The following is a 23,798-nucleotide window of genomic DNA, read 5'->3' as shown; positions in this document are numbered from 1 at the left end:
CGCGGTGACCTGGGCGTGGAGGGGTAGTTGCGGCCTCTTCACAGGAAACGAGATAGAGCGCATGGCGCGTACGTGACGCATTCCTCACCACCACACTGGCGTTAACGGCAGATGGAGGAACGGCCCTGCAAGCCGCGACACGCCCCTAACGGCGTGCTGCCCCAGAATCGCGCAACCCCGTGGCGCGACCGGCATGGCTGCCGGTACAAACGCGGCCTTTCCTCCGCAACCGCATGGCCTCCACATGGACCTGTCCGCCTGGCTCGCGTTCGGCTGCTACCTGTTGGCGTTCTTCATTGTCTGCCTGTTTGCTGCGGCCTATCTGAAACGCTCCGACTTCATGCCCTACCACGGCCAGGCCGTGGACAGGCCGTGGGCACAGATCGACCCCCGCATGCAGGTGCTGCTGATGGCACTCATCCGCGTGGTCGGCGCTGCCTGGATCGCACTGGCCGGTGCCGGCGTGATGCTGGCCTGGTTGATCTTCTTCGGAGGTCACTTCGCACTGCCGCAGCTGCTGGCGTTCCAGCTGTTCTGCCTGGTCGCCACCCTGCCGCCGGTCCTGGTCGCTTCCGGCGTGCGGCGACGCACCGGTGCGCGTACACCGGTGCCCGCCGGCGCCGCGGTGGTGCTGCTGTCGGTCATCGGATTCGTGCTGGCCCTGTTGTCGCTACCGCAGTGAGTTCTTTTTCTCCCCTCTCCCCCGCGAGGCTCCACGATGAATCCCGAATCGATCTTCTACAGCGTGGTCAACGGTGATCTTCCACGCTCCCAGGCCGGCACCCTGCTCGGCTGGCGCTTCGTCGGTTACGACGATGCACTGCGCCGCATCCAGGTCGAGTTCGAGGCCGGGCCGGTGCTCACCAACCCGATGGGCAACGTGCAGGGCGGTTTCCTGTCAGCGATGCTGGACGACTGCATGGGGCCAGCGATCTACGCCACCCTGCCTGCCAACCGCATCGCGGTCACGGTCGAATCCAAGACCAGTTTCGTCAGCCCCGCACGGCCCGGGCGGATCATCGGCTGGGGCGAAGTCGAGCACAGCAAGGGCAGCATCGCCTTCACCCGCGGCTGGCTGACCGACCCGGCCGGCAAGGTGCTGGCCACTGCCAGCGCCACCTTCCGCGTGGGTGCGCTGCGCTGGCGTGGACTCTCGGTGCCGCGTCCCATCGCGCGCCGGATGATTGCGCGCACGCTGCGGCGCGTGCATGCGCAGATCGGCTGATGGGTGCCGTCAACGTGCGTTGCGGCCGCCGCCAGCCACGCGCACGCGGTCGCGGCCCTGCGCCTTGGCCTGGTACATGGCCGCGTCGGCGGCACGCAGCAGGGTGCGCCAGCCCAGCGCGTCGGTGCCGCCCTCGGCCACACCGAAGCTGGCGGTGACGCGCAGCACCTTGCCACCGACCAGGGCGATGTCCAGCCGCTGCAGCGCCACCCGCAGCGACTCGGCCAGCTGGCGGCCACCGGCCAGATCCCCGTCGGCCAGCAACACGAGAAACTCCTCGCCACCATAGCGGGCAATGCTGTCGCTGCGGCGCAGGTGGCGCTGCAGCAGCTGCGCCACCTGCACCAGCACCTCGTCACCGGCGTCATGCCCGTGGCCATCGTTGATCGCCTTGAAGCGGTCCACGTCCAGCAGGATCACCACCGCGCTGTTGCCACCGTCGGCATGACGCTGCTGCACCAACTCGTCCAGCGCGCGCCGGTTCAACAGCCCGGTCAGCTCATCGGTGCCGGCCAGCTGGCGCAGCTCGCTGGTCAATGCCGAGCGCTCGCGCGACTTCTCGCGCAGCACTTCGATGGCATCGAACAGGCGCTGCATCTCGGCCAGCGGGTGGGTCACATGCTGCTCCGGGCCGGGCGCTTCCGAGGCGATCTGGATGACCTGCTTCTGCGCCTGCAGCAGCGGCCGCAGGATCTGAAGATGCGCGATGCGCAGCGCCACGCCCAGCACCACCAGCGTGCCCAGCACCGTCGCCACCAGCACCACCAGGCGCGTCGCTTCGCGATTGCGGGTGCGTTCGAAACGGGCGATGGACACGCTCAGGTAGTCGTCCCGCAGCGCTTCCAGCGACCGCAGGGTCGGCACGTAGCGGGTGGTGAGTTCGGCGGTGGTCCACGGCGGCGGCACGCCGCGCCGGCCATCCTCGATCAACTGTTCGATCATCGGCAGCGACTCGCCGAAGAACTGCCGGCGCGCCATGTCCCAATGCCAGGACAGCGCCGGATCACTGCGGAACACCGCTTCATGGCTGCCTGCCAGCCGCCACAGCTCCAGCAGGCGGCCTTCGGTCTGCAATGCCGCCCGCACCTGTTCGTCACGCCAGGCCCCCGGTACCGCCACCGGCGCCATCACGTTCGAGGCCAGGCGGCCGCCATGCTCGCGCAGGTCGATCAGCACCTGGCCCTGCATCGCCGGAATCGCCGCTTCGCGGTCGGCGCTGACCAGCACGTTGATCTGCGCCGAGCTCAGCACGTGCAGGCGATCAACCACGGCGAACATGCTGCTGATCGCGCGCTCCACGTCCTCCACCTGGCGCGCGCCATGCGGCTGTGCCGCCACCCGGTCCACCGCGGCCCGCGCCGATTGCAGGCGACGTTGCGCATCGGCCAGCAGCCCGTGTTCGTCGACCACGCCCGGGTCAGCGTTGAACACGGTGTCCAGGCGTTGCAGGGCGGTATCGACCCGCTTGCGCGCGACTGCCAGCTCCGCCGCCAGCCGGGCCTGTTCGCCCGCATCGGCCGTGTCGGCCCCGAGCAGGCTGTTGGCGGGGCCGCGCTCGGCCGACACCAGGTTGGCCAGGTCGAAGGTCTGCCGCAGCTGGCGCAGGCTGACCAGGTTGTCCTCGGCGGCAGTGAAGCGCAGCGTGCCCTGCACCAGCGCGATGGCCATCAATGGCAGCGTACAGACTACGAACAGCCCGGCCAGGATCCAGACCCAGGTCCGCAATCCGATGGGCGACGCCTTGCGGGCCATGCACATTTCCCCTGTAGTGCACAACACTGTAGCGGCCGCCTGCACAGGCGCCAAGCCGCTACCGGATCAATCGTTGCCATGGGTATACCGCGCCCGCCGCGAACGCACCGACAAAGGCCGCACGGGTTGTCGAATCGGGGCAAATTACGTCATGCCCCGCCGCGTCAGATCCAGCGCTGGTCGACCAGTTCGCGCTTCACGTAGGCATAGAACACCGGTGCGGCGACCAGGCCCGGCAGGCCGAAGGCCGCCTCCATCACCAGCATGGCCAGCAGCAGCTCCCAGGCACGCGCCTGGATCTCGCCACCGACGATGCGCGCGTTGAGGAAGTACTCCAGCTTGTGGATCACGATCAGGTACAGCAGCGCCGCCACCGCCACATAGAACGAGACCGACAGCGCGACGATGGCGATGATCGTGTTGGAAATGATGTTGCCCACCACCGGCAGCAGGCCGGCCAGGAAGGTGATCAGCACCAGGGTCTTGGACAGCGGCAGGTGCACGCCGAACAACGGCAGCACGCCCAGCAGGAAGATGGCGGTGAACACGGTGTTGAGCAGCGAGATCTTCACCTGCGCGAACACCACCTGGCGGAACGCGGTGGCCAGGCGGCTGGTGCGCCCGACCAGCTCCTGCGCCAGCGGGCCCATCTTCGGCAGCGGCAGTTCGTCATACAGCGCGATCATCGCGCCCAGCACCATTCCGATCAGTACGCGCACACCGACCTGTACCACCGAGGTACCGGCCACGCCCAGCTGCCGCTGGTGCTCGGCAGCCCAGTCGTTCAGCGCCGCGCGCAACGCCGGCATGTCTTCGGGAATGTAGGGTTGCAGCAGCGCCGGCACCTGGTGCCGCGAAGTGTTGAGGATCTCCATCAGGCGCGCCAGCAATGCGTCCGGGCCGCCGGTCTCGTTGCGGAAGAACGAGGCCACGCCGATGCCGGCCAGTACCAGCCCGCTGATGATGATCGCCGACAGCACGATCACTGCGATCGCCCGTGCCCGCCCCGGCGGCAGCTTGCCCTCCACGGTGGAGGCCAGCACGTGCGTCAGCTGGAACACCAGCAGGCCGGACAGCAGGGTCACCACCAGGCCGAGCTTCAGCGCCAGCCACATGCCCAGCAGCATCATCAGCCACGCCGCGATCCTTGGAATGGGGGGTTTGGGCTGGGCAACGAGAGCGTCTTGCATGGGAGCGCGTCCGGGCGGGGTGGCCCATGGTAGAGGATTGGCATGCCGATTCCGCGTGCAGGATGAACCGGCATTTCACCCTCGTTCGGCGGCGGCGGTGCCGCACTCACTCGCCGTAGCTGGCCGTGTTCTTGCCCTGCCGCTTGGCGTGGTACAGCGCGCGGTCGGCCAGTGCCAACCAGTCCTCGACACTGCCGCCACGCGGTGTGGCGGCAATGCCGATACTGACGCTGAACTCCACGCCCGGCGTGGCCTGCTGCGCGGCCTCCAGCAGGTGCAGGCGCACCCGCTCGGCCACGTGCATCGCATCGACGGGCGCGCAGTCGCGCAGCAGCACCACGAACTCATCGCCCCCCAGCCGCGCGGGCGTATCACCGGGCCGGGCAAAGGTGCGCAATGTCGCCGCGATATGCCGCAGTACCTCGTCACCGGCGCGGTGGCCATGCGAGTCATTGATGCGCTTGAAATCATCCACATCGAGCATCAGCAGGCAGGCAAAACCGCCCTGGCCCTGTGCCCGGTCCAGCGCCTGCTGCGCACGCAGGATCAGGAAGCCACGGTTGGCCAGCTCGACCAGCGGGTCCATCCGGCTGAGCCGCTGCAGCTGACGGTTCTGCGATTTGACCCGGCGCGCCAGCTGCCAGCTGAGAATGCTGAGGCCGATGCCATACACGAACAGGAACGGGACACTCAGCATGATCGTGCGCTGCGAGGTGACCGGCTGGAAAGGGAAGCCGAGCAGCCACCAGGCGAGAGCGAAACCCAGCAGCAGGGCCAGGGTGGCGCGCATCGCCAGGCGCACGCCACCGGCAGCGATCTTGTCGGCCACCAGCAGTGCGGCGAACAGTGCACTGGGCACCGCGCTCAACGCCATGAAGGCGATCCAGCCACCGCCGAAGAAGGAGTCGGCCACCATGCAGCGGAACTGGACGACCGCCGGCTGGCGCGAGCGCTGGGTCAGCCGCAGTGCCAGTGCCGGCCACGCCAGCGCGTTGAGCAGCAGCAGGACCCAGGCCAGCCCGCCGTCATGGCGTTCAAGCATGATCGAAGCGATGGGGATCGCCCCCAGCCCATTGCCGACGAAACGCATCCAGCCGATGCGACGTGCCGCGCCAATGCCTTCGACCGCGCCTTCCGCCGAATCGGTGAAGAATGGCATTGCCGACCCCCTTGCGCGATCGCACCTGGTGCTACGGCCCTTGCCGGGCTGCCTGCGATGAGTCTGACAGCTTTGCGTCAATTCGGGATCAAGGTTGCGCGATATCGCGCGGGCCGCTGCCCCTCCCGCTCCCCGTGGTTACCCGGGGCGGGGCGCAGCCGTCGAGCCACGCAGCTTGAAGCTGAACTCCAGCGTCTGCTGAAGCGGCACATCGACGTGCTCGATGATGGCGAGCAGCAGGTTGACCGCACGCTCGCCAATCTCCCGCATCGGCTGCCGGATGGTCGTCAGCGGGGGCGTGAGGTAGCGGGAGGACGCCAGATCATCGAAGCCGACCACGGACAGCTCGTCCGGCACGCGGATGCCCAGGTCCCGGCAAGCGGCCAGGGTACCCAGTGCCATCTGGTCACTGAAGCAGAACACCGCGGTCGGCGCGGCCGTGCCATCCAGCAGCGCCATCGCCGCTGCATGGCCGGATTCCACGGAAAAGTCACCCGGCACGATGCTCAGCTGGCGCAGGCGGCCACGCGCCTTGCCGGCCGCGCGGACCCCTTCCAGCCGTTGCTGGTGCAGGGGATTGTCAGGCGGCCCGCCGACCACCGCAATCCGTTCGTGTCCCAGCCCGTACAGATGCTCCATCACCGCGCGTGCGGCGGCGGCGTTGTCGATGTGGACGCTGGGGATGCCCAGCGCGGGGTCGAACTCGCAGCCGTTGACCACCGGTGCGGCGGCGCCGCGCTGCTCGACGATCTCGCGCGCGGTCGGTGGCAGGCGATGGCCCAGCACGATCATGCCGTCGGCCTCGTTGCGCCGGAGCATCTGCGCGTAGCGCTCCTCACGATCAGGTTGATGCTGGGTATCGCCCAGCAGGACCGCATAGCCCACCGCCTGCGCGGCCTCCTCCGCCCCCTGCAGGATCTGCGCGAAGAACGGATTGGCGATGTCCGGGACGGTGACGAGGATCTTGCCGCTGCGCTGGGTCTTGAGCGTGCGCGCCACCGTGTTGGGCACATAGCCCAGTGCGGCGGCGGCCTGCTCGATGCGCGCGCGGGTGGCCGGCAGCACCTTGTCCGGCCGGGAAAGCGCGCGCGACACCGTACCGGCGGACACGCCGACGTGTTTTGCGATGTCGTAGATGGTGGCCATGGCGTTAGTCCTCCTGCCCGCTGTGCACTGCACAACAGGTCCTGCGTAAGCCCCTGCTAGGATAATGCAATCGATTGCATCGAGGGCGAATCACGTTGAAGACGCTCAAGGGTCCAGCGCTGTTCCTGGCGCAGTTCATCGGCGACACAGCTCCTTTTGATCGGCTGGACACGCTGGCCGGATGGGCCGCGGGTCTGGGCTATTCTGGCGTACAAGTCCCCACCTCCGCGCCCCACCTGTTCGACCTGGCGGAGGCGGCGCGCAGCCAGGCGTACTGCGACGACATTGCCGGCATGCTGGCCGGGCACGGCCTGCAGATCACCGAACTGTCGACCCACCTGCAGGGGCAGTTGGTTGCCGTCCATCCTGCCTACGACAGCCTGTTCGACGGATTCGCGCCACCGGACAAGCGCGGCAACCCGGCCGCCCGCCAGGCCTGGGCGGTGGAGCAGCTGCGGCTGGCGGCGCAGGCCAGCCAGCGCCTGGGGCTGACCGCGCATGCCACGTTCTCCGGTGCATTGGCCTGGCCCTACGTCTACCCCTGGCCGCAGCGCCCGCCGGGACTGGTGGAAGAAGCCTTCGCCGAACTCGGCCGTCGCTGGCGCCCGATCCTGGATGCGTTCGATGCCTGCGGCGTTGACCTGTGCTTCGAGATCCACCCGGGCGAGGACCTGCACGATGGTGCGACCTTCGAGCGCTTCCTCGATGAGGTCGACCACCATCCCCGCGCGAAGATCCTGTACGACCCCAGCCACCTGCTGCTGCAGCAGATGGATTACCTCGGTTTCATCGACCGCTACCACGCGCGCATCGGCATCTTCCACGTCAAGGACGCGGAACATCGCCCCAGCGCAAGCAGCGGCGTGTACGGCGGCTACCAGGACTGGATCGACCGTCCGGGCCGGTTCCGTTCACCCGGTGACGGCCAGATCGACTTCAAGGCGATCTTCTCGAAGTTCGCGCAGTACGACTTCCCCGGCTGGGCGGTACTGGAATGGGAGTGCTGCCTGAAGCACCCGGAAGACGGCGCGCGCGAGGGTGCCGCCTTCATCCGCGACCACCTCATCCGCGTGACCGAACGCGCCTTCGATGACTTCGCCGACAGTGGCACCGACGCCGCATCACTGCACCGCATGCTGGGAATCTGAGCCAAGACCGCCCCGGGAGGGCAAGCCATGACGCACGCCATGTCGCGCCTGGGCGCGATGATGTTTCTGCAGTTCTTCATCTGGGGGGCGTGGTTCGTCACCCTGGGCACCTACCTGGTGCAGGGCCCGCTGCAGGCCAGCGCGAGCCAGGTGGCGACCGCGTTCCTCAGCCAGTCGATCGGTGCCATCGTGGCGCCGTTCCTGGTCGGGCTGATCGCGGATCGCTACTTCGCGGCGCAGCGCATTCTTGCGGTACTGCATCTGGCCGGTGCCGCGCTGATGTGGCTGGCGTCCACGGCAACCAGCTTCAGCATGTTCTCTGCGTGCGTCATGGGCTACATGTTGCTGTTCATGCCGACCCTGGCACTGGCCAACAGCGTGGCCATGCGGCACATGCAATCACCCGAGAAGCAGTTCCCGCTGGTCCGCGTGGCCGGCAGCATCGGCTGGATCGTGGCGGGCGTGCTGATCGGCTGGCTGGGCTGGGAACAGGCGCATCGGCTTGAGCTGACGTTCCGGATGGCGGCGGCGGCGTCGCTGGTGCTCGGGCTGTATGCGTTCACCCTGCCGCACACACCGCCACTGGCGCAGCAGCGCGATGCCGGGCTGGGGCAGATCCTGGGGCTGGATTCGCTGCGGCTGCTGAAGTCGCGCGCCTACCTGGTGTTCTTCCTGGCCTCCATCGCCATCTGCATCCCGCTGTCGTTCTACTACAACTTCACCAATCCCTATCTCAACGACCTCGGCGTGCGCGGCGCGGCAGGCCTGCAGTCGCTGGGCCAGGTTTCCGAAGTGCTGCTGATGCTGGCCATGCCGTTCCTGTTCGTTCGGCTGGGGGTGAAAACCATGCTGGCGGTCGGCATGGCCGCCTGGGTGGTGCGCTACGCGCTGTTCGCCTTCGGCGATGCAGGTGGCGGCTTCCCGCTGCTGGTGATCGGCATCGTGCTGCACGGCATCTGCTACGACTTCTTCTTCGTCACCGGCCAGATCTACACCGATGCACATGCCGGCCCTGCCGCGCGCAGCAGCGCACAGGGGTTCATCACCCTGGCCACCTATGGCGTGGGCATGTTGATCGGCACCTTCCTGTCCGGCGCGGTGGTGGAGCACTTCACCACCGAGGCCGGTCCCGACTGGCAGCAGATCTGGCTGTTCCCGGCCGCTGTTGCGCTGGTGGTGCTGGTCGCCTTCCTGCTGCTGTTCCGCGACCGGCCGGCGGCTGCGGCCGCGCCCTCCACACCCTGAGGATCCCCGTCGATGCCCAAGCTTGGAATCGCCATCGTCGGCACCGGCATGATCGGCGCCGTGCACCGCCGCGCGGCCTTGCTCGCCGGCGCCGAGGTACGCGGCGTGGCCGCCTCGTCACCGCAGCGCGCGCATGAGGCAGCGCACTCCTGGAATGTCCCGCGCGCCTACCTGGATATCGAGGAGGTGATCGCCGATCCGCAGGTACAGGTGGTGCACGTGTGCACGCCCAACCATCTGCACCGCGCCATGGCACAGGCTGCGCTGGAAGCCGGCAAGCACGTGATCTGCGAGAAGCCGCTGGCGACGACGCTGGACGATGCGCAGGCGCTGGCGGTACTGGCCGCCTCGACCGGATTGGTTGCCACCGTCCCCTTCGTCTACCGCTACCACCCGGTGGTGCGCGAGGCGCGTGCACGCATCGCCCAGGGTGACCTGGGGCCGCTGCACCTGATCCATGGCAGTTACCTGCAGGATTGGCTGCTGGACCCGGCCAGCAACAACTGGCGCGTGGACCCGGCGCTGGGCGGCACCTCGCGCGTGTTCGCCGACATTGGTTCGCACTGGTGCGACCTGGTCGAATGGGTCAGTGGCGAGCGCTTCACCGAAGTGAACGCGGCGTTTGCCACGGTGATCGCCGAACGCAGCGCCGTCACCGGCCAGAGCTTCAGCACACCGGCAGCGAACGGCGCGACGCAGGCGGTCGCGAGCGAGGACGTGGCAACGGCGATGTTCAGGACCGGCGCCGGTACGCTGGCGTCGTTGACGGTGAGCCAGGTTTCGGCCGGACGCCGCAACCGCCTCTGGTTCGAGATCGACGGCGCCAACGCCAGCATCGCCTTCGACCAGGAGGACGCCGAGCGGCTGTGGATCGGCCTGCCCGACCAGCGCGAGGAAATCTTCGTGCGCGGGCCCGGCGCGGGCACTGCCGAACAGCGCCGGCTGTCGGTGCTGCCGGCCGGGCACGCGCAGGGCTACGCCCAGTGCTTCGAGGCGTTTGTCGCCGACACCTATCGCGCCATCGACGGCGAGCAACCGGACGGCCTGCCCACCTTCGAGGACGGCATGCGTTCGGCGCGGATCGTTGATCGTGTCATTGCATCGGCCAGGTCACGCGCCTGGACCACCATCGGTTGAATCCCGGGAGGATCTGTTGATGAAAGCCCTTGTCCGTCGAAGTGCAAGCCTCGTCCTGCTGCTCGCGGCGCTGCCCGCCTTCGCAGTCGAAGCCGCCAGCGCGCAGAAGCCGATCGCGGTGCAGATGTACACCCTGCGCAATGCCGGCTCGCTCGAGCAACAGTTGAAGATCGTCCACGATGCCGGTGTGCACGCGGTGGAAACCGTCGGCACGCAGAACGTCAGTGCCGCGGAACTGAAGCAGCTGCTGGACCGGTATTCGATCAAGGCCATTTCATCGCATGTGCCGCTGGCCGAGCTGCGCAGCAACCTGGATGGGGTGGTGACCTTCAACCGGTCGATCGGCAACACTACGCTGGTGGTGCCGTACCTGGACAGGAAGGAACGCCCGAGCGATGCCGCCGGCTGGACTGCCCTGGGACAGGAACTGGGCCGGATCGCGAAACAGGTGCGCGGCAAGGGCATGCGCCTGGCCTACCACAACCACGACTTCGAGCTGGTCGACTTCGATGGCAGGACCGGGCTGGAACTGCTGTTCGCCGCCGCCGGCCCCGACCTGCAGACCGAGCTGGACCTGGCCTGGGTCGCGCGTGCGGGCCTGGACCCGGCGGTGATGCTGGGAAAGTTCCGCGGCCACGTATTCGCGGTACACGCCAAGGACAATGCGCCCAAGGGCCAGGCCGAAGACGAAGGCGGATTCGCTGCGGTCGGCCAGGGCGTACTGGACTGGAACACGATCCTGCCTGCTGCGAGGGGCGCCGGCGTGCATTGGTACATCATCGAGCACGACCAGCCACGCGAGCCGGCCAAGGTCGTCCAGGCCGGCGCCGACTATCTGCGTGAACACCTGACCACCAATACGCCTGCCCGTGCGCGGCGCTGACGCATCAAGGAGCCCCACATGAAAATGATCCTGGCAATGGCGGTGGCCCTGGGTGGCATGAGTGTTGCGACAGCCGCCTGGTGCAAGGGCGACCCGGCTGCGGGAGCAAAGCTCTACACCGCGAACTGCGTGGCCTGCCACGGCGCCGATCGCGCGGGCATGCCGGGCGCGTTCCCGGCACTCACCGACATCGGCAAGCGCATGGCACCTGCACAGATCAAGGAAAAGATCAGCAAGGGCGGCGGCCTGATGCCGCCCTTCTCCCAGCTGTCACAGCAGGAGATAGACGATATCGCCAGCTACCTGGCGAAGTAAGCGGCCGGCGGCCACGCCAGCCGCATGCCACTACAGCTCGCGCACCCAGATGTTGCGGTAACTGACCCTGGAGTCATGCTCCTGCAGATAGAGCGGCGCACACGCATGGGGCGAATACGAGGGCGCCCCGATGTACTCAGTCTTGCCTGCCAGCACGGTGTCATCCTGCACCAGCACGCCGTTGTGCAGCACCGTGATGCGCGCGGGCGACACAAGCCCACCGCCCACCGAGAAGCGCGGTGCCTTCCAGATGATGTCGTAGGCCTGCCACTGGCCCGGCGCGCGCGAGGCATTCACCCGCGGCATGGCCTGCTTGTAGATGGAGCCCGCCTGGCCATTGGCATAGGTCGGGTTGTTGTAGCTGTCGAGCACCTGCAGTTCATACAGTTCCTGCAGGAAGATCCCGCTGTTGCCCCGGTTCTGGCCGTCGAAGCCCTTCGTGTCAGTGGGCGTGCGCCACTCCACATGCAGCTGGACATCGCAGAAGCGTTGCCGGGTGCGGATGCCCTTGCTGCCCGGAACGACGGTCATGGCGCCCCCGGCAACCTTCCAGGGCACGCGTCCGCCCTGCTCCGATTCCCACGCGGAGACATCCTTGCCATCGAACAGCACGATCGCGTCGGAGGGGGCTTTGCCTGGCGGCGTGGCCACGACAGCGGGCACGGGGGTCCACACTTCGGTCTTCTTCGGGTCGCGCGCAGCGTCGGCACTGTCCTGCGCGAATGCAGATGCAGCGGCCAGCAGGCCAACAGTGATCAACGCAGGGCGGATCATCAGGGTGGTGTCCATCAGCTGGTCCCCCACGCGGGCGTACCGGGGACATAGGCGAGGTCGCCGTCGTAGCGGCCGGGCACCGCGACGTACTGCAGCACGCCGGTCGCCCCGACCTTGGAGGTGAAGAAGCCGAAGATGGCCAGCTGCTTGATCATCGTGAAGTAATGCGGCATCGCCTCGCCCTCTTCAGGCGTACCGGTCTCGGTCACGTCGGCAGAGCGCGCCTTGGCTTCGGCGTCCAGCGTTCGCAGCAACTGGGTGCGGGCTTCCGGCGCAAGCGCCACAAACCGGCCGCCGGCGCGCTTGTCGATATCGACCAGGCCTGCCCGGAACGTTGCCTGCTGCCGGGCGGTGTAGCAATCGCTGACGAAGGTCGCCATGAACAGGCCAGCGCCGGCATCCTTCGCCCCTGGCGTCCGGGTCCGCGGCAGGATGGTCTCGGCGATCTCGTCCAGCGTGCCGATGTCGGCATCGGAGAACAGGGCCTTCACCGGTGCCGCGGCGGCGTTTCCCTGCGCGAGCGCAGGCAGGCCGACCATGGCCGCGCCGGTGGCGGCAACGATCATCTTCAACAGTTCGCGGCGATCCATCAGAGGTTCCCCGCTTTCAGTTCGCGTACCGCGTGGTCGGCCGCGCGCGCGGTCAGCGCCATATAGGTCAGCGAAGGATTCACGCAGGCGCTGGAGGTCATGCAGGCACCGTCGGTCACATAGACGTTGGGCGCATCCCAGACCTGGTTGTGCGCGTTCAATACCGAGCTCTTCCGGTCACGTCCCATGCGTGCGGTCCCCATCTCGTGGATGCCCTTGCCCGGGGCATAGTCGTGGTCGTGCATCTTCACGTCCTTGACGCCAGCCGCCTCCAGCATCTCGGCAGCATCGGCGGCCATGTCCTTGCGCATCGCCAGTTCGTTGGCGCGCATGGACACGTCCATCGCCAGCACCGGCAGCCCCCATTTGTCCTTGCGGTCGTGGTCCAGGCGGATCGTATTGTCGTGGTGCGGCAGCATTTCACCGAACCCGGTCATGCCGATGCGCCAGTCGCCCGGTACGGTCAGCGCCTCCTTCAGGTCGGCACCGATGTTGAGCTCGGCGATCTCGCGCGACCAGCCGGTGCGGCTGGCACCGCCCTGGTAACCGAACCCGCGCAGGTAGCCGCGCTTGTCGGCCGCGACGTTGCGGAAGCGCGGAATGTAGAAACCGCACGGACGGCGGCCGAAGTAGTACTTGTCTTCGTAGCCCTCGACCCGGCCCGAGGCGCCCCCACCGAAATGATGGTCCATCACGTTGTGCCCCAGCTCGCCCGACGAAGAACCCAGTCCCCCCTCCCACACATCGGTCGCCGAGTTCATCAGCAGCCAGGTCGAATTGAACGACGATGCATTGAGGAAGATGACCTTGGCGGTGTACTGGTAGGTCTGCCCGGTCTCGGCATCGATCACCTCCACGCCGCGCGCACGCTTGCGATCCTTGTCGTAGAGCACTTCCTTGACGATCGAGAACGGCCGCAAGGTCAGGTTGCCGGTCTTCATCGCCGCTGGCAGCGTCGCCGCCTGGGTCGAGAAATAGGCACCGAAGGGACAGCCCAGGATGCACTTGTTGCGGTACTGGCAGTTCACGCGCCCCTGCTCGGGCATCGGCTGGGTGATGTTGGCGGTGCGCGAGTGGATCATGTGCCGCGTTCCGCCAAAGGCCTTCTTGATCCGCGCGGCCACGTCCTTCTCGACGATGTTCAACGGGATCGGCGGCAGGAACTCGCCGTCCGGCAGCACGTCCAGTCCTTCGCGCGTGCCCGCGATGCCGGCGAACCTCTCTACATGGTCGTACCACGGCGCGATGTCGGCATAGCGGATCGGCCAGTCGGTGGCGATGCCATCCTTGAGGTTCGCTTCGAAGTCCAGGTCGGAAAACCGATAGCTCTGCCGGCCCCACATCAGCGAGCGCCCGCCCACGTGGTAGCCACGGAACCAGTCGAAGCGCTTGGTTTCGATGTAGGGTGAGTCCTGCTCGTTGGCCCACATTCCTTCCAGGTTCTCGGCCAGGCCGTAGTCGCGCATCAGCACCGGGAAGGCGGCCTTCATCGCCTGCGTCGGCCGGTTGCGATGCGGGAAGTCCCACGCTTCCTTCATCGCATTGACGTAGTCCTTGACGTGCTCGATGTTGCGCCCGCGTTCCAGCATCAGGACCTTCAGGCCCTTCTCGGTCAGCTCCTTCGCTGCCCAACCGCCACTGATTCCCGAGCCAACAACAATGGCGTCGTAGTGATTATCTGCCATGGTCTCTCACCTGGGTGGATATCGTTTCAGACGTCGCAGAGGCGGATCGCCTCGCGCAATGAGGCAACGGGATCGGGCGCTGCAGGCGTGAATTCCTGCGCCAGATACCCCTTGAAACCGGTGTCGCGGATCGCGCGACAGATGGCCGGATAGTGGAGCTCCTGCTGGTCTCCAATCTCGTTCCGGCCCGGCACGCCTGCAGTGTGGTAATGCTTGAAGCAGGCGTGATGCTTGCCGATGGTGGCGATGATGTCGCCCTCCATGATCTGCATGTGGTAGATGTCGTAGAGCAGGCCGAAACTGTCCGAGCCGAGCCGCTGGCACAGCTCCACGCCCCAGGCCGAGTGATCGCACAGGTAGTCGTGGTGATCGACCCTGGAGTTCAGCAGCTCCATCACCAGCACGACGCCGCGCTTCTCGGCATGCCCGAGGATGCGCTTGAGGCCGGCTTCGGCATTGGCCATGCCGTCATGGGGGTCCATGCCATTGCGATTGCCGGAGAAGCAGATGAGGTTGCGGTAACCGGCATCGGCGACCAGGTCGATGTGCCGCGTGTAGCGCTCCACCAGCGGGTCGTGGAATTCGCGGCCGGCAAAGCCCTTGGTCAGGCCCAGCTCCGCGCCATTGCACATCGAGCTGTAGACGCCATTCGCCTTCAGCGTGGGCCAGTCTTCCGGGCCGACCAGGTCGATGGCGGCGAAGCCGATGTCCTTCACCGTCGTGCAGAGCTGGGCGACCGACAGCTGCGGGAAGGTCCAGCGTGCCACGGAGTGCTTCAGGTTGCCCTTCAGCGGTGCAGTGGCGGCGAATGCAGTCCGCGCGCCCACTGTGGTACCCAGGGCCACGCTTCCAGCGACAGCGATACGAAGCGCATCACGTCGTGTCAGCCCACCTGCCGGGACCGGTCTGATCGTATGGATGGACATCCACCTCCCGGCCTCCCAACCGGTATCAAACGCAACGATTCACAGCAATGCAATCGATTGCACCATAGGGGAGGAAACTGGATGCTTGCAAGTTGCGGTGCACGAAAATTGATGCTGCGAAGCACAATGCCAACGACATCGCGCAGAAAGAAAAGCCCCGCATTAGCGGGGCTTTCCTTTCTAACCAGATCCGTCGCCTGAGATGAAATCTACTGGCTTTTTCCTCAAGCGAGCGAGCAAAGTCAGTAGAACTTCGATGCCCCGAGCCAAGGCATTGGCCCTATGCATCCGGGTGCACCCTGCCGCCAGGGCCCAGCACCGCCTCGGAGCCGGCGGATTGAAGAGCTGCATAGCTCGTGACGTCGAGCGACAGTAGTCAACCAAGCCAAGGCTTCGCGAATCACGTACGCATCAGCTCTTTCCGACGACCGACTCAGAAGCCGTCACATTCACCGCCTGCATTGGCTAGTCGGACAGCTTCACGCAGGGATCGCTGGATGTCCGCCACTGAGTTGCAGATATTCTCGGGCGCCACGTCGAACTTCGCGGCGCCGGCCCGACGTTTGAAAGCAGCAAATTCGGACATGCATTGCCCTGCCAGCTTCTTGGCATCCAGCTTCGGCGCAGCCTGAGCCACTGAATTTCCATGCGCGGCGAGGTAGCACTTGTAGTCCTCGGAAAGCGCTCCATCCATACGGAATCGCGACAGCTCAACCAAGTGCCGAGGAGCGGCAGCACTCCTGCTGCCCCCTATCAAGGCGAGACCAAGCTCAGCACCATCTGCTCCTACACAAGCATATGGCGTCTGAGAGCACAGCGACTTGCTCTCGGAACTTTTGTGCACCACCAGCGAGGCAAGAATAGAGTGTTCGGCCATCTCGATGTCCGCCGCGAGTCTCTCTGACAGCGGACGGGCGGCTAGCGAGGACCCAAATTGAGCACAAAAGACGAAGCACGAAATCAGTGCGGTGGTTTTCATCGACTCACCAGAAACGTCGGAAAGGCGCGTAAACTGGCACATCTTAACTCTCCACGCCTGCTCGGGGGCGAATCAAGAACAGCACTCTCGCGCAAAAACTTGAGAAACTCATCGAAGACAACGCTGCCAGCCAGGCACGGCTCGGAGAGCAACCGAACCAAGGCGTAGAACTCGTGACGTCGAGCGAAAGTAACCGATCAATCCAAGGCTTCGCGATTAGCGAACGCTTCAGCTATTCGTCTTCGTCACCTGCAGCCTCAAGTCTATCGTTAATGAACTGAAGTGCCTTGCGGTGCTCTTCAAGGACCGTGTCGTGAGCGGGCATTCCAGGACGAGCAACCTTAGAGAAGGCATGAATGACCTCCTTAACTTCCTCGTATCGCTCCAACCGAAGCAAGCAATCCACCAATCCAGACGCGACCAACACATCGTGAGGACGAAGCTTCTCAAGCCCACGAAGTGCCCGCAGGGACAACTCAGCATCATCGCTCCGAAACCCAATCCCAACAAGAAACAACCACGCGGCGTCACAAGCAGGATCGCGCTTTACAAGATTCAAAAGGTGGTAACGCGCGCCATTGTCGTCACCCGCCTCAAGCATCTTGGTAATTTCATTAATATCCATCAAGATCGCTCTGCTTCATTAACTTCTGACACCGATAGGGAACGCACCCAAGCATGCAGCGCGCCAAGTTCCCACCCCAGACGCCCCGCAATCGAGCATAGGCCCGCGGTAACCATGTCCACACGGTGTGCAACAGCCACGCGCCAGCTCGTTAGGCTTATGCCTGTCCTTCGCACGCCGTATCAAGACCCGACGAAGCCATGCACCAGCGATGGGCTCGAGCAGACGGCTTTCCCGTGCCGCTCTCCATTCTGATTCGCTATGGTGTGTCGCCAGTCATCCATCAACACCCTGCCGCAAGTAGAAGGTTAGATCACGGCTGGATTCTGCCTAACGAAAAAAAGGCCCCCATCCACAACGATGAGGGCCTCTATCAACACTAAAACCGTCAAGTAGGAATCAGAACGGAATATCGTCGTCAGCGAAGTCGTCCATCGGCGGCGCCTGCTGCGGCTGCGGGCGCTGGTTGCCGCCCTGGTTGCCGTAACCCCCGCCCTGGTTGCCGCCCTGGTTGCCATAGCCACCGCCCTGGCCACCACGCTGGCCACCGCCGCCACCGCCATACTCCTGGCGCGGCGCCTGCTGGCGCTGCGGACGATCGCCGCCGTAGTTGCCACCGCCACCGCCGCCTTCACCGCGGCCGCCCAGCATCTGCATTTCATCGGCGATGATGTCGGTGGAGTACTTCTCCACGCCGTCCTGGCCGGTGTACTTGTCGTAGCGCAGGCTGCCTTCGACGTAGACCGAGCTGCCCTTGCGCAGGTACTCGCCGGCGATCTCGCCGAGCTTGCCGAAGAACACCACGCGGTGCCATTCGGTGCGCTCCTGCTGGTTGCCATCCTTGTCCTTGCGGACGCTGGTGGTGGCCAGGCTGATGCGGGTGATCGCCATGCCGCCCTGGGTGTACTTCACGTCCGGGTCGTTGCCGAGATTGCCGACCAGGATGACTTTGTTGATGCCGCGCGCCATAGGTACCTTCGTCCGTTGTCCAGGGGCAGACCGCCAGTGATAGCACAGCCCCGGGCGGGGTGCAGTACGCTGAGCCGCCCCTGGTGAAATTTGGGGGAATGCGAGAACGACGCATCTTACCATTGCCGCCGCCTTCCGCCCGGTCAGGAGACCCCGACCGCACCGAAGGATCAGGCTGATTTCCTTGTCCGGCAATAACTTACCTGCGCCCAGGCCGACGCCCGGAGGGGCATTCGCGTCTGCGCATGGCATCATGCCCGGGCACCTCCCACATGCCCGCTCCGCCCACACATGACGATCAAAGGCAAAGCCACCTCCCTGGACATCGCCCACCTGGCCGGGGTCTCCCAGCCGACCGTGTCGCGGGCCCTGCGTGGCAGCCCGATGGTCAACGCCGAGACCCGTGAGCGCATCCTGCGCATTGCCCGCGAGCTGAACTACAAGGTCGACAAGAATGCCTCCAGCCTGCGCCTGCGCAATGCCGGCACGCTGGCCCTGCTGTTCTTCGAGGACCCGACCAACGACGACTCGCTGATCAACCCGTTCTTCCATTCGATGCTGGGCTCGATCACCCGCGCCTGCGCCCTGCACGGGCAGGACCTGCTGGTCTCGTTCCAGCAGCTGTCCACCGACTGGCAGGCCGATTACGAGGACAGCAACAAGGCCGACGGCATCATCCTGCTCGGCTACGGCGACTATCACGAATCGCGCGACCGCCTGCAGCGGCTGGTCGAACAGGGCACGCACTTCGTGCGCTGGGGCGCCGCCCTGCCCGGCCAGCCCGGTGTCTCGATCGGCAGCGACAACTTCCAGGGCGGGCATGACATCACCACCCACCTGCTGCAGCAGGGCTGCCGCCGCATCGCCTTCCTCGGCCATGCCTCCAGCCACTACCCCGAATTCCAGGAGCGCTACCGCGGCCACGTCGCGGCCCTGCAGGACCACGGCCTGGCCGCCGAACCGGCGCTGCAGCACGACGCGATCACCACTGAAGCCTCCGGCCAGGAAGCCTGCCAGGCCCTGTTGGCGCGCGGCGAGCCGATCGATGCGATCTGCGCGGCCAGCGACCTGATCGCCATCGGTGCGATGCGCGCCCTGCGCGAGGCCGGGCTGCGGGTGCCGCAGGACGTGGCGGTGACCGGCTTCGACGACATCCCGCTGGCCGCTTCGGTGTCCCCCGCGCTGACCACGGTGCAGCAGGACACCAAGCAGGCCGGCCAGCTGCTGGTGGAACGCCTGCTGGCGCTGATCGGCCGGCAGCCGGTGGACAGCCAGAGCATCCCGGTGAAGCTGGTGGTGCGCGAATCATCCCTGCGCGGGTAAGGCGCCGCTGGGCCGGCGCGCTGGCCAACGCACGACGGCGGGATTCTCCCCCCATGACCAACGGCGGATGCGCACGGAGGCGGTTGCGCGGATAACGCGCAGACATTGCCCATGGAAAGGTGTACGTCGCATGCTGAAGATCGATTCGCTGTCCAAGACGTACGCCAACGGCGTGCATGCCCTCAACAACGTCACCCTGGACATCCCGCGGGGCATGTTCGGCCTGCTCGGCCCGAACGGCGCCGGCAAGTCCTCGCTGATGCGCACGCTGTCCACCCTGCAGGAGGCCGACAGCGGCACGGTGACGCTCAGCATTCCGGGCGAGGCGCCGATCGACGTGCTGCGCGACAAGGACGCCGTGCGCCGTCGGCTGGGCTACCTGCCGCAGGATTTCGGCGTGTACCCGAAAGTCAGCGCGCTGGACCTGCTGGAGCATTTCGCGGTACTCAAGGGCCTGACCCAACGCGCGCAGCGCCGCGAGGTGGTCGATGGGCTGCTGCAGCAGGTGAACCTGTGGGATGCCCGCAAGCGCAAGCTGGGCACCTACTCCGGCGGCATGCGCCAGCGCTTCGGCATTGCCCAGGCGCTGCTGGGCGACCCGCGGCTGGTGATCGTCGACGAGCCCACCGCCGGCCTCGACCCGGAGGAACGCAACCGCTTCCTCAACCTGCTGGCGGCGATCGGCGAGAACGTAGCGGTGATCCTGTCCACCCACATCGTCGAGGACGTGACCGACCTGTGCCCGACGATGGCGATCATGAACAAGGGCCAGGTGCTGCTGACCGGCCGCCCCAGCGAAGCGATCAACGCCCTGCAGCACCAGGTCTGGCGCAAGCAGGTCGATCCTTCGGAGCTGGCCGACCATGAAGCGCGCTACGTGGTGCTGTCGACCCGTCTGGTCGGTGGCCGCCCGGTGATCCATGTGCACAGCGCCAACGACCCCGGCGACGGCTTTGCGGCCGTGGCTCCCGACCTCGAAGACGTGTACTTCCAGCGCCTGCGCCTGCAGGCCCGTGCTCGCGCGGCAGCCTGAGCGGAGCACGCCATGATCCTCAACTTCTTCCGATTCGAGCTGCGCGAGCAGCTGCGTTCCCCATTGCTGTGGCTGCTGGCCGGGCTGTTCGCCCTGCTCGCCTTCGCCGCTGCGTCCAGCGACGCCGTACAGATCGGTGGTGGCAGCGGCAACGTGCACAGCAACGCGCCCACCGTGATCGCGCAGATGCTGGGCATCTTCACCCTGCTCGGCATGCTGGTCACCGCCCTGTTCGTCAGCAATGCGCTGCTGCGTGACTTCGAACTGGGCACCGCCGAGCTGATCTTCGCCAGCCCGGTGAAACGCCGCGATTACCTGGCCGGCCGCATCGCCGCCGCCCTGGCTACCGGCCTGCTGTTCTACCTGCTGGTCGCTTTCGGGCTCTGGCTGGCACCGTTCATGCCCTGGGTGGACGCCGAGCGCATGGGGCCGATCAGCTGGCAGGGCTATGCCTGGAGTTTTGCGGTCATCGTCATTCCCAACCTGTTGTTCACCACCGCGCTGCTGTCATTGCTGGCAGCGGTCACGCGTTCAATCCTGTGGGTCTACATCGGGCTGGTGGCCTACCTGGTCCTGTTCGGCGCCAGCGCGGCGGTGCTGCGCGACATCGACAACACCTGGCTGGCGGTGCTCAGCGAGCCTTTGGGCATGCGCGCCCTGTCGCGCACCATCCGCTACTGGTCCACCGCCGAGCACAACAGCGGCGTTCCCGGCCTGGCGGGCTACCTGCTGGCCAACCGTGCCCTGTGGCTGGGCGTGACGGCGCTGCTGTTCGCCGCCACGTTCGCCCTGTTCCGCACCGAGCGCAGCGGCAGCGGCCGTCGTCGCTGGGGCCGCCGGCAGGCGCAGCCGGTTGCCGACGCCGCCGCCCTCCGGCCCAACCGCAACCCGTTGCCGCGCGTGGTACCGGCATTCAGCGCGACCACCGCGTGGCAACAGTTCCTGCGCCAGGTGCGCTTCGACACGCGCGGCGTCCTGCGCAGCGTGCCGTTCATCGTGCTGCTGGTGCTGGGCCTGGCCAATTTCCTGCCCAACGCGCTGTTCCGGCAGACCCTGTACGGCACCTCGATCTGGCCGGTCACCTCGCAGATGATCATGGGCCTGCAGGGGGCCTTCAGCTGGCTGCTGGTGATCATCGTGCTGTTCTTCGCCGGTGAGCTGGTGTGGAAGGAACGCAGCGCGCGCATCAACGAAGTGACCGATGCCATGCCGGTGCCGAACTGGGTACCGCTGCTGGCCAAGTTCACCGCACTGCTGGCAGTGATCATCTGCTTCCAGGCCGCCGGTGCACTGGCGGCGATGGGCGTGCAGCTGGTCAAGGGCTACACCCACCTGGAGCCGCTGCTGTACCTGCGCAGCCTGGCGCTGGATTCGGTGATCTACATCCTGATGGGGGGCCTGGCACTGGTGCTGCAGGTGCTCACCAACAACAAGTTCGTCGGTTACGCGCTGCTGATCGTGGTGATGATCGGCCAGGGCGTGCTCGGCATGCTGGACTACACGCAGAACCTGTACACCTTCGGTGGCTGGCCCAACGCTCCCTATTCGGACATGAACGGCTACGGCCACTTCCTGCCGGGGCAGCTGGCATTCCAGGGCTACTGGGCGCTGTTCCTGCTGACCCTGATGTGCCTGGCATCGGCGCTCTGGGTGCGCGGTGTCAGCCAGGGCCTGCGCCAGCGCCTGGCCCTGGCCGGCCGCCGCCTGCGCGGCCCGACCGGCGTCTTCGCCGGACTTGCGGCATTGGCCTTCGCCGGCGTGGGCAGCTGGCTGTACTGGAGCACCAATATCCGCAACGAGTTCATCTCGCCCGACCAGCAGCTGGACCTGCAGGCCCGCTACGAGCGCGAGCTGTCGAAGTACCGCACCCTGCCGCAGCCGCGCATCGTGGCGGTGGACAACCGCGTGGACCTGTTCCCGGAATCGCAGTCGATGGTGATCGATGCGAACTGGACGGTGCGCAATACCCATGCCACGCCGATCCAGGACGTGCATGTCTCGATGGGCGATGACAAGCAGCTGGTCGACGTCGACCTGGGTGGGCAGACGCTGTCGTTGCACGACGCCGATCTCGGCTACCGCATCTACCACCTGCAGAAGCCGCTGCAGCCGGGCGAAACCCGCAGCGTGCATTTCCGGGTGGTGCAGAAACCCAACGGCATCACCGCCGGGCCGGCGCCGAGCAACATCGTGGACAACGGCACCTTCTTCAACAGCCGCGTGCTGCCCTCGTTCGGCTACAACGAGGGCGCCGAGATCAGCGACCGCAACGAGCGGCGCAAGCGCGGCCTGGGTGAGCCGCGGCGCATGCCCAGGCTGGAGGACGAAGCGGCGCGCGTCAACACGTACATTGCCAATGATGCCGACTGGCTCGACTTCCGCACCACGGTCTGCACCGCACCAGACCAGGTGGCGCTGGCCCCGGGCTACCTGCAGCGCGAGACCACGGTCAACGGCCGGCGCTGTTTCAGCTACGCCATGGACCGGCCGATGCTGAATTTCTATGCCTATCTATCGGCACGCTGGGAGGTGCGCAAGGCGAAGTACAAGGACATCCCGATCGAGGTCTACTTCGACCCGGCGCACGGCTACAACGTGGACCGGATGATCGAGGCGGTGCAGAAGTCGCTGGCCTATTACGAGGCGAACTTCACACCGTACCAGCACCGCCAGGTACGCATCATCGAATTCCCGGGCTATGCCCGCTTCGCGCAGTCCTTCGCCAACACCATCCCCTATTCCGAGGCCATCGGTTTCATCGCCGACCTGCGCGACCCGGACAAGGTGGACTACGTGTTCTACGTGACCGCGCACGAGATCGCGCACCAGTGGTGGGCGCACCAGGTGATCGGCGCCAACGTGCAGGGTGCGACCGTGCTGTCCGAATCGCTGTCGCAGTACTCGGCCTTGATGGTGATGGAGCAGGAATACGGCCGCCAGCACATGCGCCAGTTCCTCAAGCGCGAACTGGACGGCTACCTGTCCGGCCGCGGTGGCGAAGCCATCGAGGAACAGCCGCTGGAACGCGTGGAAAACCAGCAGTACATCCACTACCAGAAGGGTTCGCTGGTGTTCTACCGCCTGCGCGAGGAAATCGGCGAGCAGGCGCTGAACCGTGCGTTGAAGCGCTTCCTGCAGGACAAGGGCTACCAGCAGCCGCCGTACACCACCTCACGCGAGCTGCTGGGCTACATCCGCGCCGAGACCCCGGCCGACCGCCAGCAGCTGGTCACCGACCTGTTCGAGAAGATCAGCTTCTACGACAACCGGGTGATGGCCGCCAGCGCCCGCAAACGTGCTGACGGCCGCTACGACGTGACCCTGGACCTGCATGCCGCCAAGCAGTACGCCGATGGCAAGGGCAGGGAGAGCGACGCGAAGATGGATGACTGGGTCGAGATCGGCGTGTTCGCCACCGGACCGTCGGGCAAGGAGCGCGACCAGAAGGTGCTGTACCTGCAGCGCCACCACATCACCAGCGCCGCGCCGAAGATCACGGTGACGGTGGATGAAAAGCCGGACGAAGCAGGCTTCGATCCCTACAACAAGCTGATCGACCGGGTGAGCGATGACAACCGGCGCAAGGTGACGATGTGAAGCAACGGGGCGCCGGCCGATGTGCCGGTGCTCCGCGCGACGCGTGCGGGCTTGGCTTGGCCTTGCTGTAGTGCCGAGCCCTGCCCCGCACACCGTC

Annotated in this window: 21 protein-coding genes; 10 read left to right on the top strand and 11 right to left on the bottom strand. The window is 66.2% G+C overall.

Annotation, left to right across the window (positions count from 1 at the left end; all coding sequences use genetic code 11):
- Positions 1-244 precede the first annotated feature (244 nt).
- Positions 245-682 (top strand): hypothetical protein, encoded by a 438-nt coding sequence (locus tag ACT6SE_RS04575; protein ID WP_046429425.1) that lies wholly within the window; start codon positions 245-247, stop codon positions 680-682.
- A gap of 36 nt (positions 683-718) precedes the next feature.
- Positions 719-1,225, top strand: a complete 507-nt coding sequence (locus ACT6SE_RS04570; RefSeq protein ID WP_046429424.1) for a PaaI family thioesterase — start codon at positions 719-721, stop codon at positions 1,223-1,225.
- A gap of 9 nt (positions 1,226-1,234) precedes the next feature.
- Here ACT6SE_RS04570 and ACT6SE_RS04565 read toward each other — a convergent pair whose 3' ends face one another.
- From ACT6SE_RS04565 to ACT6SE_RS04550, 4 genes are all read right to left on the bottom strand, one after another.
- On the bottom strand, positions 1,235-2,977 hold the full coding sequence (locus tag ACT6SE_RS04565) for a GGDEF domain-containing protein (protein ID WP_014646310.1): 1,743 nt from the start codon (positions 2,975-2,977) through the stop codon (positions 1,235-1,237).
- A gap of 164 nt (positions 2,978-3,141) precedes the next feature.
- Entirely contained in the window at positions 3,142-4,167 is a 1,026-nt protein-coding gene (locus ACT6SE_RS04560; RefSeq protein ID WP_032961540.1) for an AI-2E family transporter, read from the bottom strand.
- Positions 4,168-4,273: 106 nt separating this feature from the next.
- Positions 4,274-5,326: a sensor domain-containing diguanylate cyclase gene (locus ACT6SE_RS04555; protein WP_046429421.1), complete on the bottom strand. Its 1,053-nt coding sequence runs from the start codon at positions 5,324-5,326 to the stop codon at positions 4,274-4,276.
- 138 nt (positions 5,327-5,464) lie between these two features.
- Positions 5,465-6,472, bottom strand: coding sequence for a LacI family DNA-binding transcriptional regulator (locus tag ACT6SE_RS04550; RefSeq protein ID WP_046429416.1), 1,008 nt, complete (start codon positions 6,470-6,472; stop codon positions 5,465-5,467).
- A gap of 95 nt (positions 6,473-6,567) precedes the next feature.
- Here ACT6SE_RS04550 and ACT6SE_RS04545 point away from each other — a divergent pair, with 95 nt between their 5' ends.
- The 5 genes from ACT6SE_RS04545 to ACT6SE_RS04525 are packed head-to-tail and all read left to right on the top strand — an operon-like array spanning position 6,568 to position 11,200.
- A complete protein-coding gene (locus ACT6SE_RS04545; protein ID WP_046429415.1) occupies positions 6,568-7,620 on the top strand; it encodes a sugar phosphate isomerase/epimerase family protein in 1,053 nt (350 codons plus the stop codon).
- A gap of 27 nt (positions 7,621-7,647) precedes the next feature.
- The gene (locus ACT6SE_RS04540) at positions 7,648-8,865 is read left to right on the top strand and encodes a nucleoside permease (RefSeq protein ID WP_014646305.1); all 1,218 of its coding nucleotides are present in this window, start codon (positions 7,648-7,650) and stop codon (positions 8,863-8,865) included.
- A 12-nt stretch (positions 8,866-8,877) separates the two neighbouring features.
- Positions 8,878-10,002 carry a Gfo/Idh/MocA family protein gene (locus ACT6SE_RS04535; RefSeq protein ID WP_046429414.1) on the top strand — a complete coding sequence of 375 codons (1,125 nt, stop codon included), beginning with the start codon at positions 8,878-8,880 and terminating at the stop codon, positions 10,000-10,002.
- 19 nt (positions 10,003-10,021) lie between these two features.
- Complete coding sequence (locus ACT6SE_RS04530) at positions 10,022-10,885, top strand: sugar phosphate isomerase/epimerase family protein (RefSeq protein WP_046429412.1); 864 nt, start codon at positions 10,022-10,024, stop codon at positions 10,883-10,885.
- Between the two features lie 18 nt (positions 10,886-10,903).
- A complete protein-coding gene (locus ACT6SE_RS04525) occupies positions 10,904-11,200 on the top strand; it encodes a c-type cytochrome (RefSeq protein WP_032961525.1) in 297 nt (98 codons plus the stop codon).
- 30 nt (positions 11,201-11,230) lie between these two features.
- On the opposite strand, the gene ACT6SE_RS04520 is transcribed toward ACT6SE_RS04525, so the two are convergent.
- The 7 genes from ACT6SE_RS04520 to ACT6SE_RS04490 form a co-directional block, all read right to left on the bottom strand.
- Positions 11,231-11,989, bottom strand: a complete 759-nt coding sequence (locus ACT6SE_RS04520; protein WP_046429464.1) for a 3-keto-disaccharide hydrolase — start codon at positions 11,987-11,989, stop codon at positions 11,231-11,233.
- On the bottom strand, positions 11,989-12,564 hold the full coding sequence (locus tag ACT6SE_RS04515; RefSeq protein ID WP_046429410.1) for a gluconate 2-dehydrogenase subunit 3 family protein: 576 nt from the start codon (positions 12,562-12,564) through the stop codon (positions 11,989-11,991). Before ACT6SE_RS04515 ends, ACT6SE_RS04520 begins: the two co-directional genes overlap by 1 nt.
- Positions 12,564-14,249, bottom strand: a complete 1,686-nt coding sequence (locus ACT6SE_RS04510; protein ID WP_444811102.1) for a GMC oxidoreductase — start codon at positions 14,247-14,249, stop codon at positions 12,564-12,566. Before ACT6SE_RS04510 ends, ACT6SE_RS04515 begins: the two co-directional genes overlap by 1 nt.
- A gap of 26 nt (positions 14,250-14,275) precedes the next feature.
- Positions 14,276-15,175, bottom strand: coding sequence for a hydroxypyruvate isomerase family protein (locus tag ACT6SE_RS04505; RefSeq protein WP_046429407.1), 900 nt, complete (start codon positions 15,173-15,175; stop codon positions 14,276-14,278).
- 433 nt (positions 15,176-15,608) lie between these two features.
- The gene (locus ACT6SE_RS04500) at positions 15,609-16,154 is read right to left on the bottom strand and encodes an Imm57 family immunity protein (RefSeq protein WP_160298663.1); all 546 of its coding nucleotides are present in this window, start codon (positions 16,152-16,154) and stop codon (positions 15,609-15,611) included.
- Between the two features lie 232 nt (positions 16,155-16,386).
- Positions 16,387-16,779 carry a tetratricopeptide repeat protein gene (locus tag ACT6SE_RS04495; protein ID WP_046429405.1) on the bottom strand — a complete coding sequence of 131 codons (393 nt, stop codon included), beginning with the start codon at positions 16,777-16,779 and terminating at the stop codon, positions 16,387-16,389.
- A 399-nt stretch (positions 16,780-17,178) separates the two neighbouring features.
- Positions 17,179-17,748 (bottom strand): single-stranded DNA-binding protein, encoded by a 570-nt coding sequence (locus tag ACT6SE_RS04490; RefSeq protein ID WP_046429403.1) that lies wholly within the window; start codon positions 17,746-17,748, stop codon positions 17,179-17,181.
- A gap of 291 nt (positions 17,749-18,039) precedes the next feature.
- Between ACT6SE_RS04490 and ACT6SE_RS04485 the strand changes: the two genes are divergently transcribed.
- From ACT6SE_RS04485 to ACT6SE_RS04475, 3 genes are all read left to right on the top strand, one after another.
- Positions 18,040-19,071: a LacI family DNA-binding transcriptional regulator gene (locus ACT6SE_RS04485; RefSeq protein WP_014646297.1), complete on the top strand. Its 1,032-nt coding sequence runs from the start codon at positions 18,040-18,042 to the stop codon at positions 19,069-19,071.
- 130 nt (positions 19,072-19,201) lie between these two features.
- Positions 19,202-20,104 (top strand): ABC transporter ATP-binding protein, encoded by a 903-nt coding sequence (locus tag ACT6SE_RS04480; protein ID WP_046429400.1) that lies wholly within the window; start codon positions 19,202-19,204, stop codon positions 20,102-20,104.
- A gap of 12 nt (positions 20,105-20,116) precedes the next feature.
- Positions 20,117-23,701, top strand: coding sequence for a M1 family aminopeptidase (locus ACT6SE_RS04475; RefSeq protein ID WP_046429398.1), 3,585 nt, complete (start codon positions 20,117-20,119; stop codon positions 23,699-23,701).
- The last annotated feature ends 97 nt before the right edge of the window (positions 23,702-23,798 follow it).

Source organism: Stenotrophomonas sp. LC732, assembly GCF_052446685.1.
GTDB classification, from domain to species: Bacteria; Pseudomonadota; Gammaproteobacteria; order Xanthomonadales; family Xanthomonadaceae; genus Stenotrophomonas; species Stenotrophomonas muris.
The sequence above is the reverse complement of the archived record's forward strand: the minus strand, read 5'-3'. Positions and strand labels throughout refer to the sequence as shown.

Bases quoted from the DNA above. Each gene is read 5' to 3' on its own strand.
- ACT6SE_RS04575 (WP_046429425.1), top strand. From the start codon at position 245: ATGGACCTGTCCGCCTGGCTCGCGTTCGGCTGCTACCTGTTGGCGTTC.
- ACT6SE_RS04570 (WP_046429424.1), top strand. From the start codon at position 719: ATGAATCCCGAATCGATCTTCTACAGCGTGGTCAACGGTGATCTTCCA.
- ACT6SE_RS04565 (WP_014646310.1), bottom strand. From the start codon at position 2,977: ATGGCCCGCAAGGCGTCGCCCATCGGATTGCGGACCTGGGTCTGGATC.
- ACT6SE_RS04560 (WP_032961540.1), bottom strand. From the start codon at position 4,167: ATGCAAGACGCTCTCGTTGCCCAGCCCAAACCCCCCATTCCAAGGATC.
- ACT6SE_RS04555 (WP_046429421.1), bottom strand. From the start codon at position 5,326: ATGCCATTCTTCACCGATTCGGCGGAAGGCGCGGTCGAAGGCATTGGC.
- ACT6SE_RS04550 (WP_046429416.1), bottom strand. From the start codon at position 6,472: ATGGCCACCATCTACGACATCGCAAAACACGTCGGCGTGTCCGCCGGT.
- ACT6SE_RS04540 (WP_014646305.1), top strand. From the start codon at position 7,648: ATGACGCACGCCATGTCGCGCCTGGGCGCGATGATGTTTCTGCAGTTC.
- ACT6SE_RS04535 (WP_046429414.1), top strand. From the start codon at position 8,878: ATGCCCAAGCTTGGAATCGCCATCGTCGGCACCGGCATGATCGGCGCC.
- ACT6SE_RS04530 (WP_046429412.1), top strand. From the start codon at position 10,022: ATGAAAGCCCTTGTCCGTCGAAGTGCAAGCCTCGTCCTGCTGCTCGCG.
- ACT6SE_RS04525 (WP_032961525.1), top strand. From the start codon at position 10,904: ATGAAAATGATCCTGGCAATGGCGGTGGCCCTGGGTGGCATGAGTGTT.
- ACT6SE_RS04520 (WP_046429464.1), bottom strand. From the start codon at position 11,989: ATGGACACCACCCTGATGATCCGCCCTGCGTTGATCACTGTTGGCCTG.
- ACT6SE_RS04515 (WP_046429410.1), bottom strand. From the start codon at position 12,564: ATGGATCGCCGCGAACTGTTGAAGATGATCGTTGCCGCCACCGGCGCG.
- ACT6SE_RS04510 (WP_444811102.1), bottom strand. From the start codon at position 14,249: ATGGCAGATAATCACTACGACGCCATTGTTGTTGGCTCGGGAATCAGT.
- ACT6SE_RS04505 (WP_046429407.1), bottom strand. From the start codon at position 15,175: ATGTCCATCCATACGATCAGACCGGTCCCGGCAGGTGGGCTGACACGA.
- ACT6SE_RS04500 (WP_160298663.1), bottom strand. From the start codon at position 16,154: ATGAAAACCACCGCACTGATTTCGTGCTTCGTCTTTTGTGCTCAATTT.
- ACT6SE_RS04495 (WP_046429405.1), bottom strand. From the start codon at position 16,779: ATGGATATTAATGAAATTACCAAGATGCTTGAGGCGGGTGACGACAAT.
- ACT6SE_RS04490 (WP_046429403.1), bottom strand. From the start codon at position 17,748: ATGGCGCGCGGCATCAACAAAGTCATCCTGGTCGGCAATCTCGGCAAC.
- ACT6SE_RS04485 (WP_014646297.1), top strand. From the start codon at position 18,040: ATGACGATCAAAGGCAAAGCCACCTCCCTGGACATCGCCCACCTGGCC.
- ACT6SE_RS04480 (WP_046429400.1), top strand. From the start codon at position 19,202: ATGCTGAAGATCGATTCGCTGTCCAAGACGTACGCCAACGGCGTGCAT.
- ACT6SE_RS04475 (WP_046429398.1), top strand. From the start codon at position 20,117: ATGATCCTCAACTTCTTCCGATTCGAGCTGCGCGAGCAGCTGCGTTCC.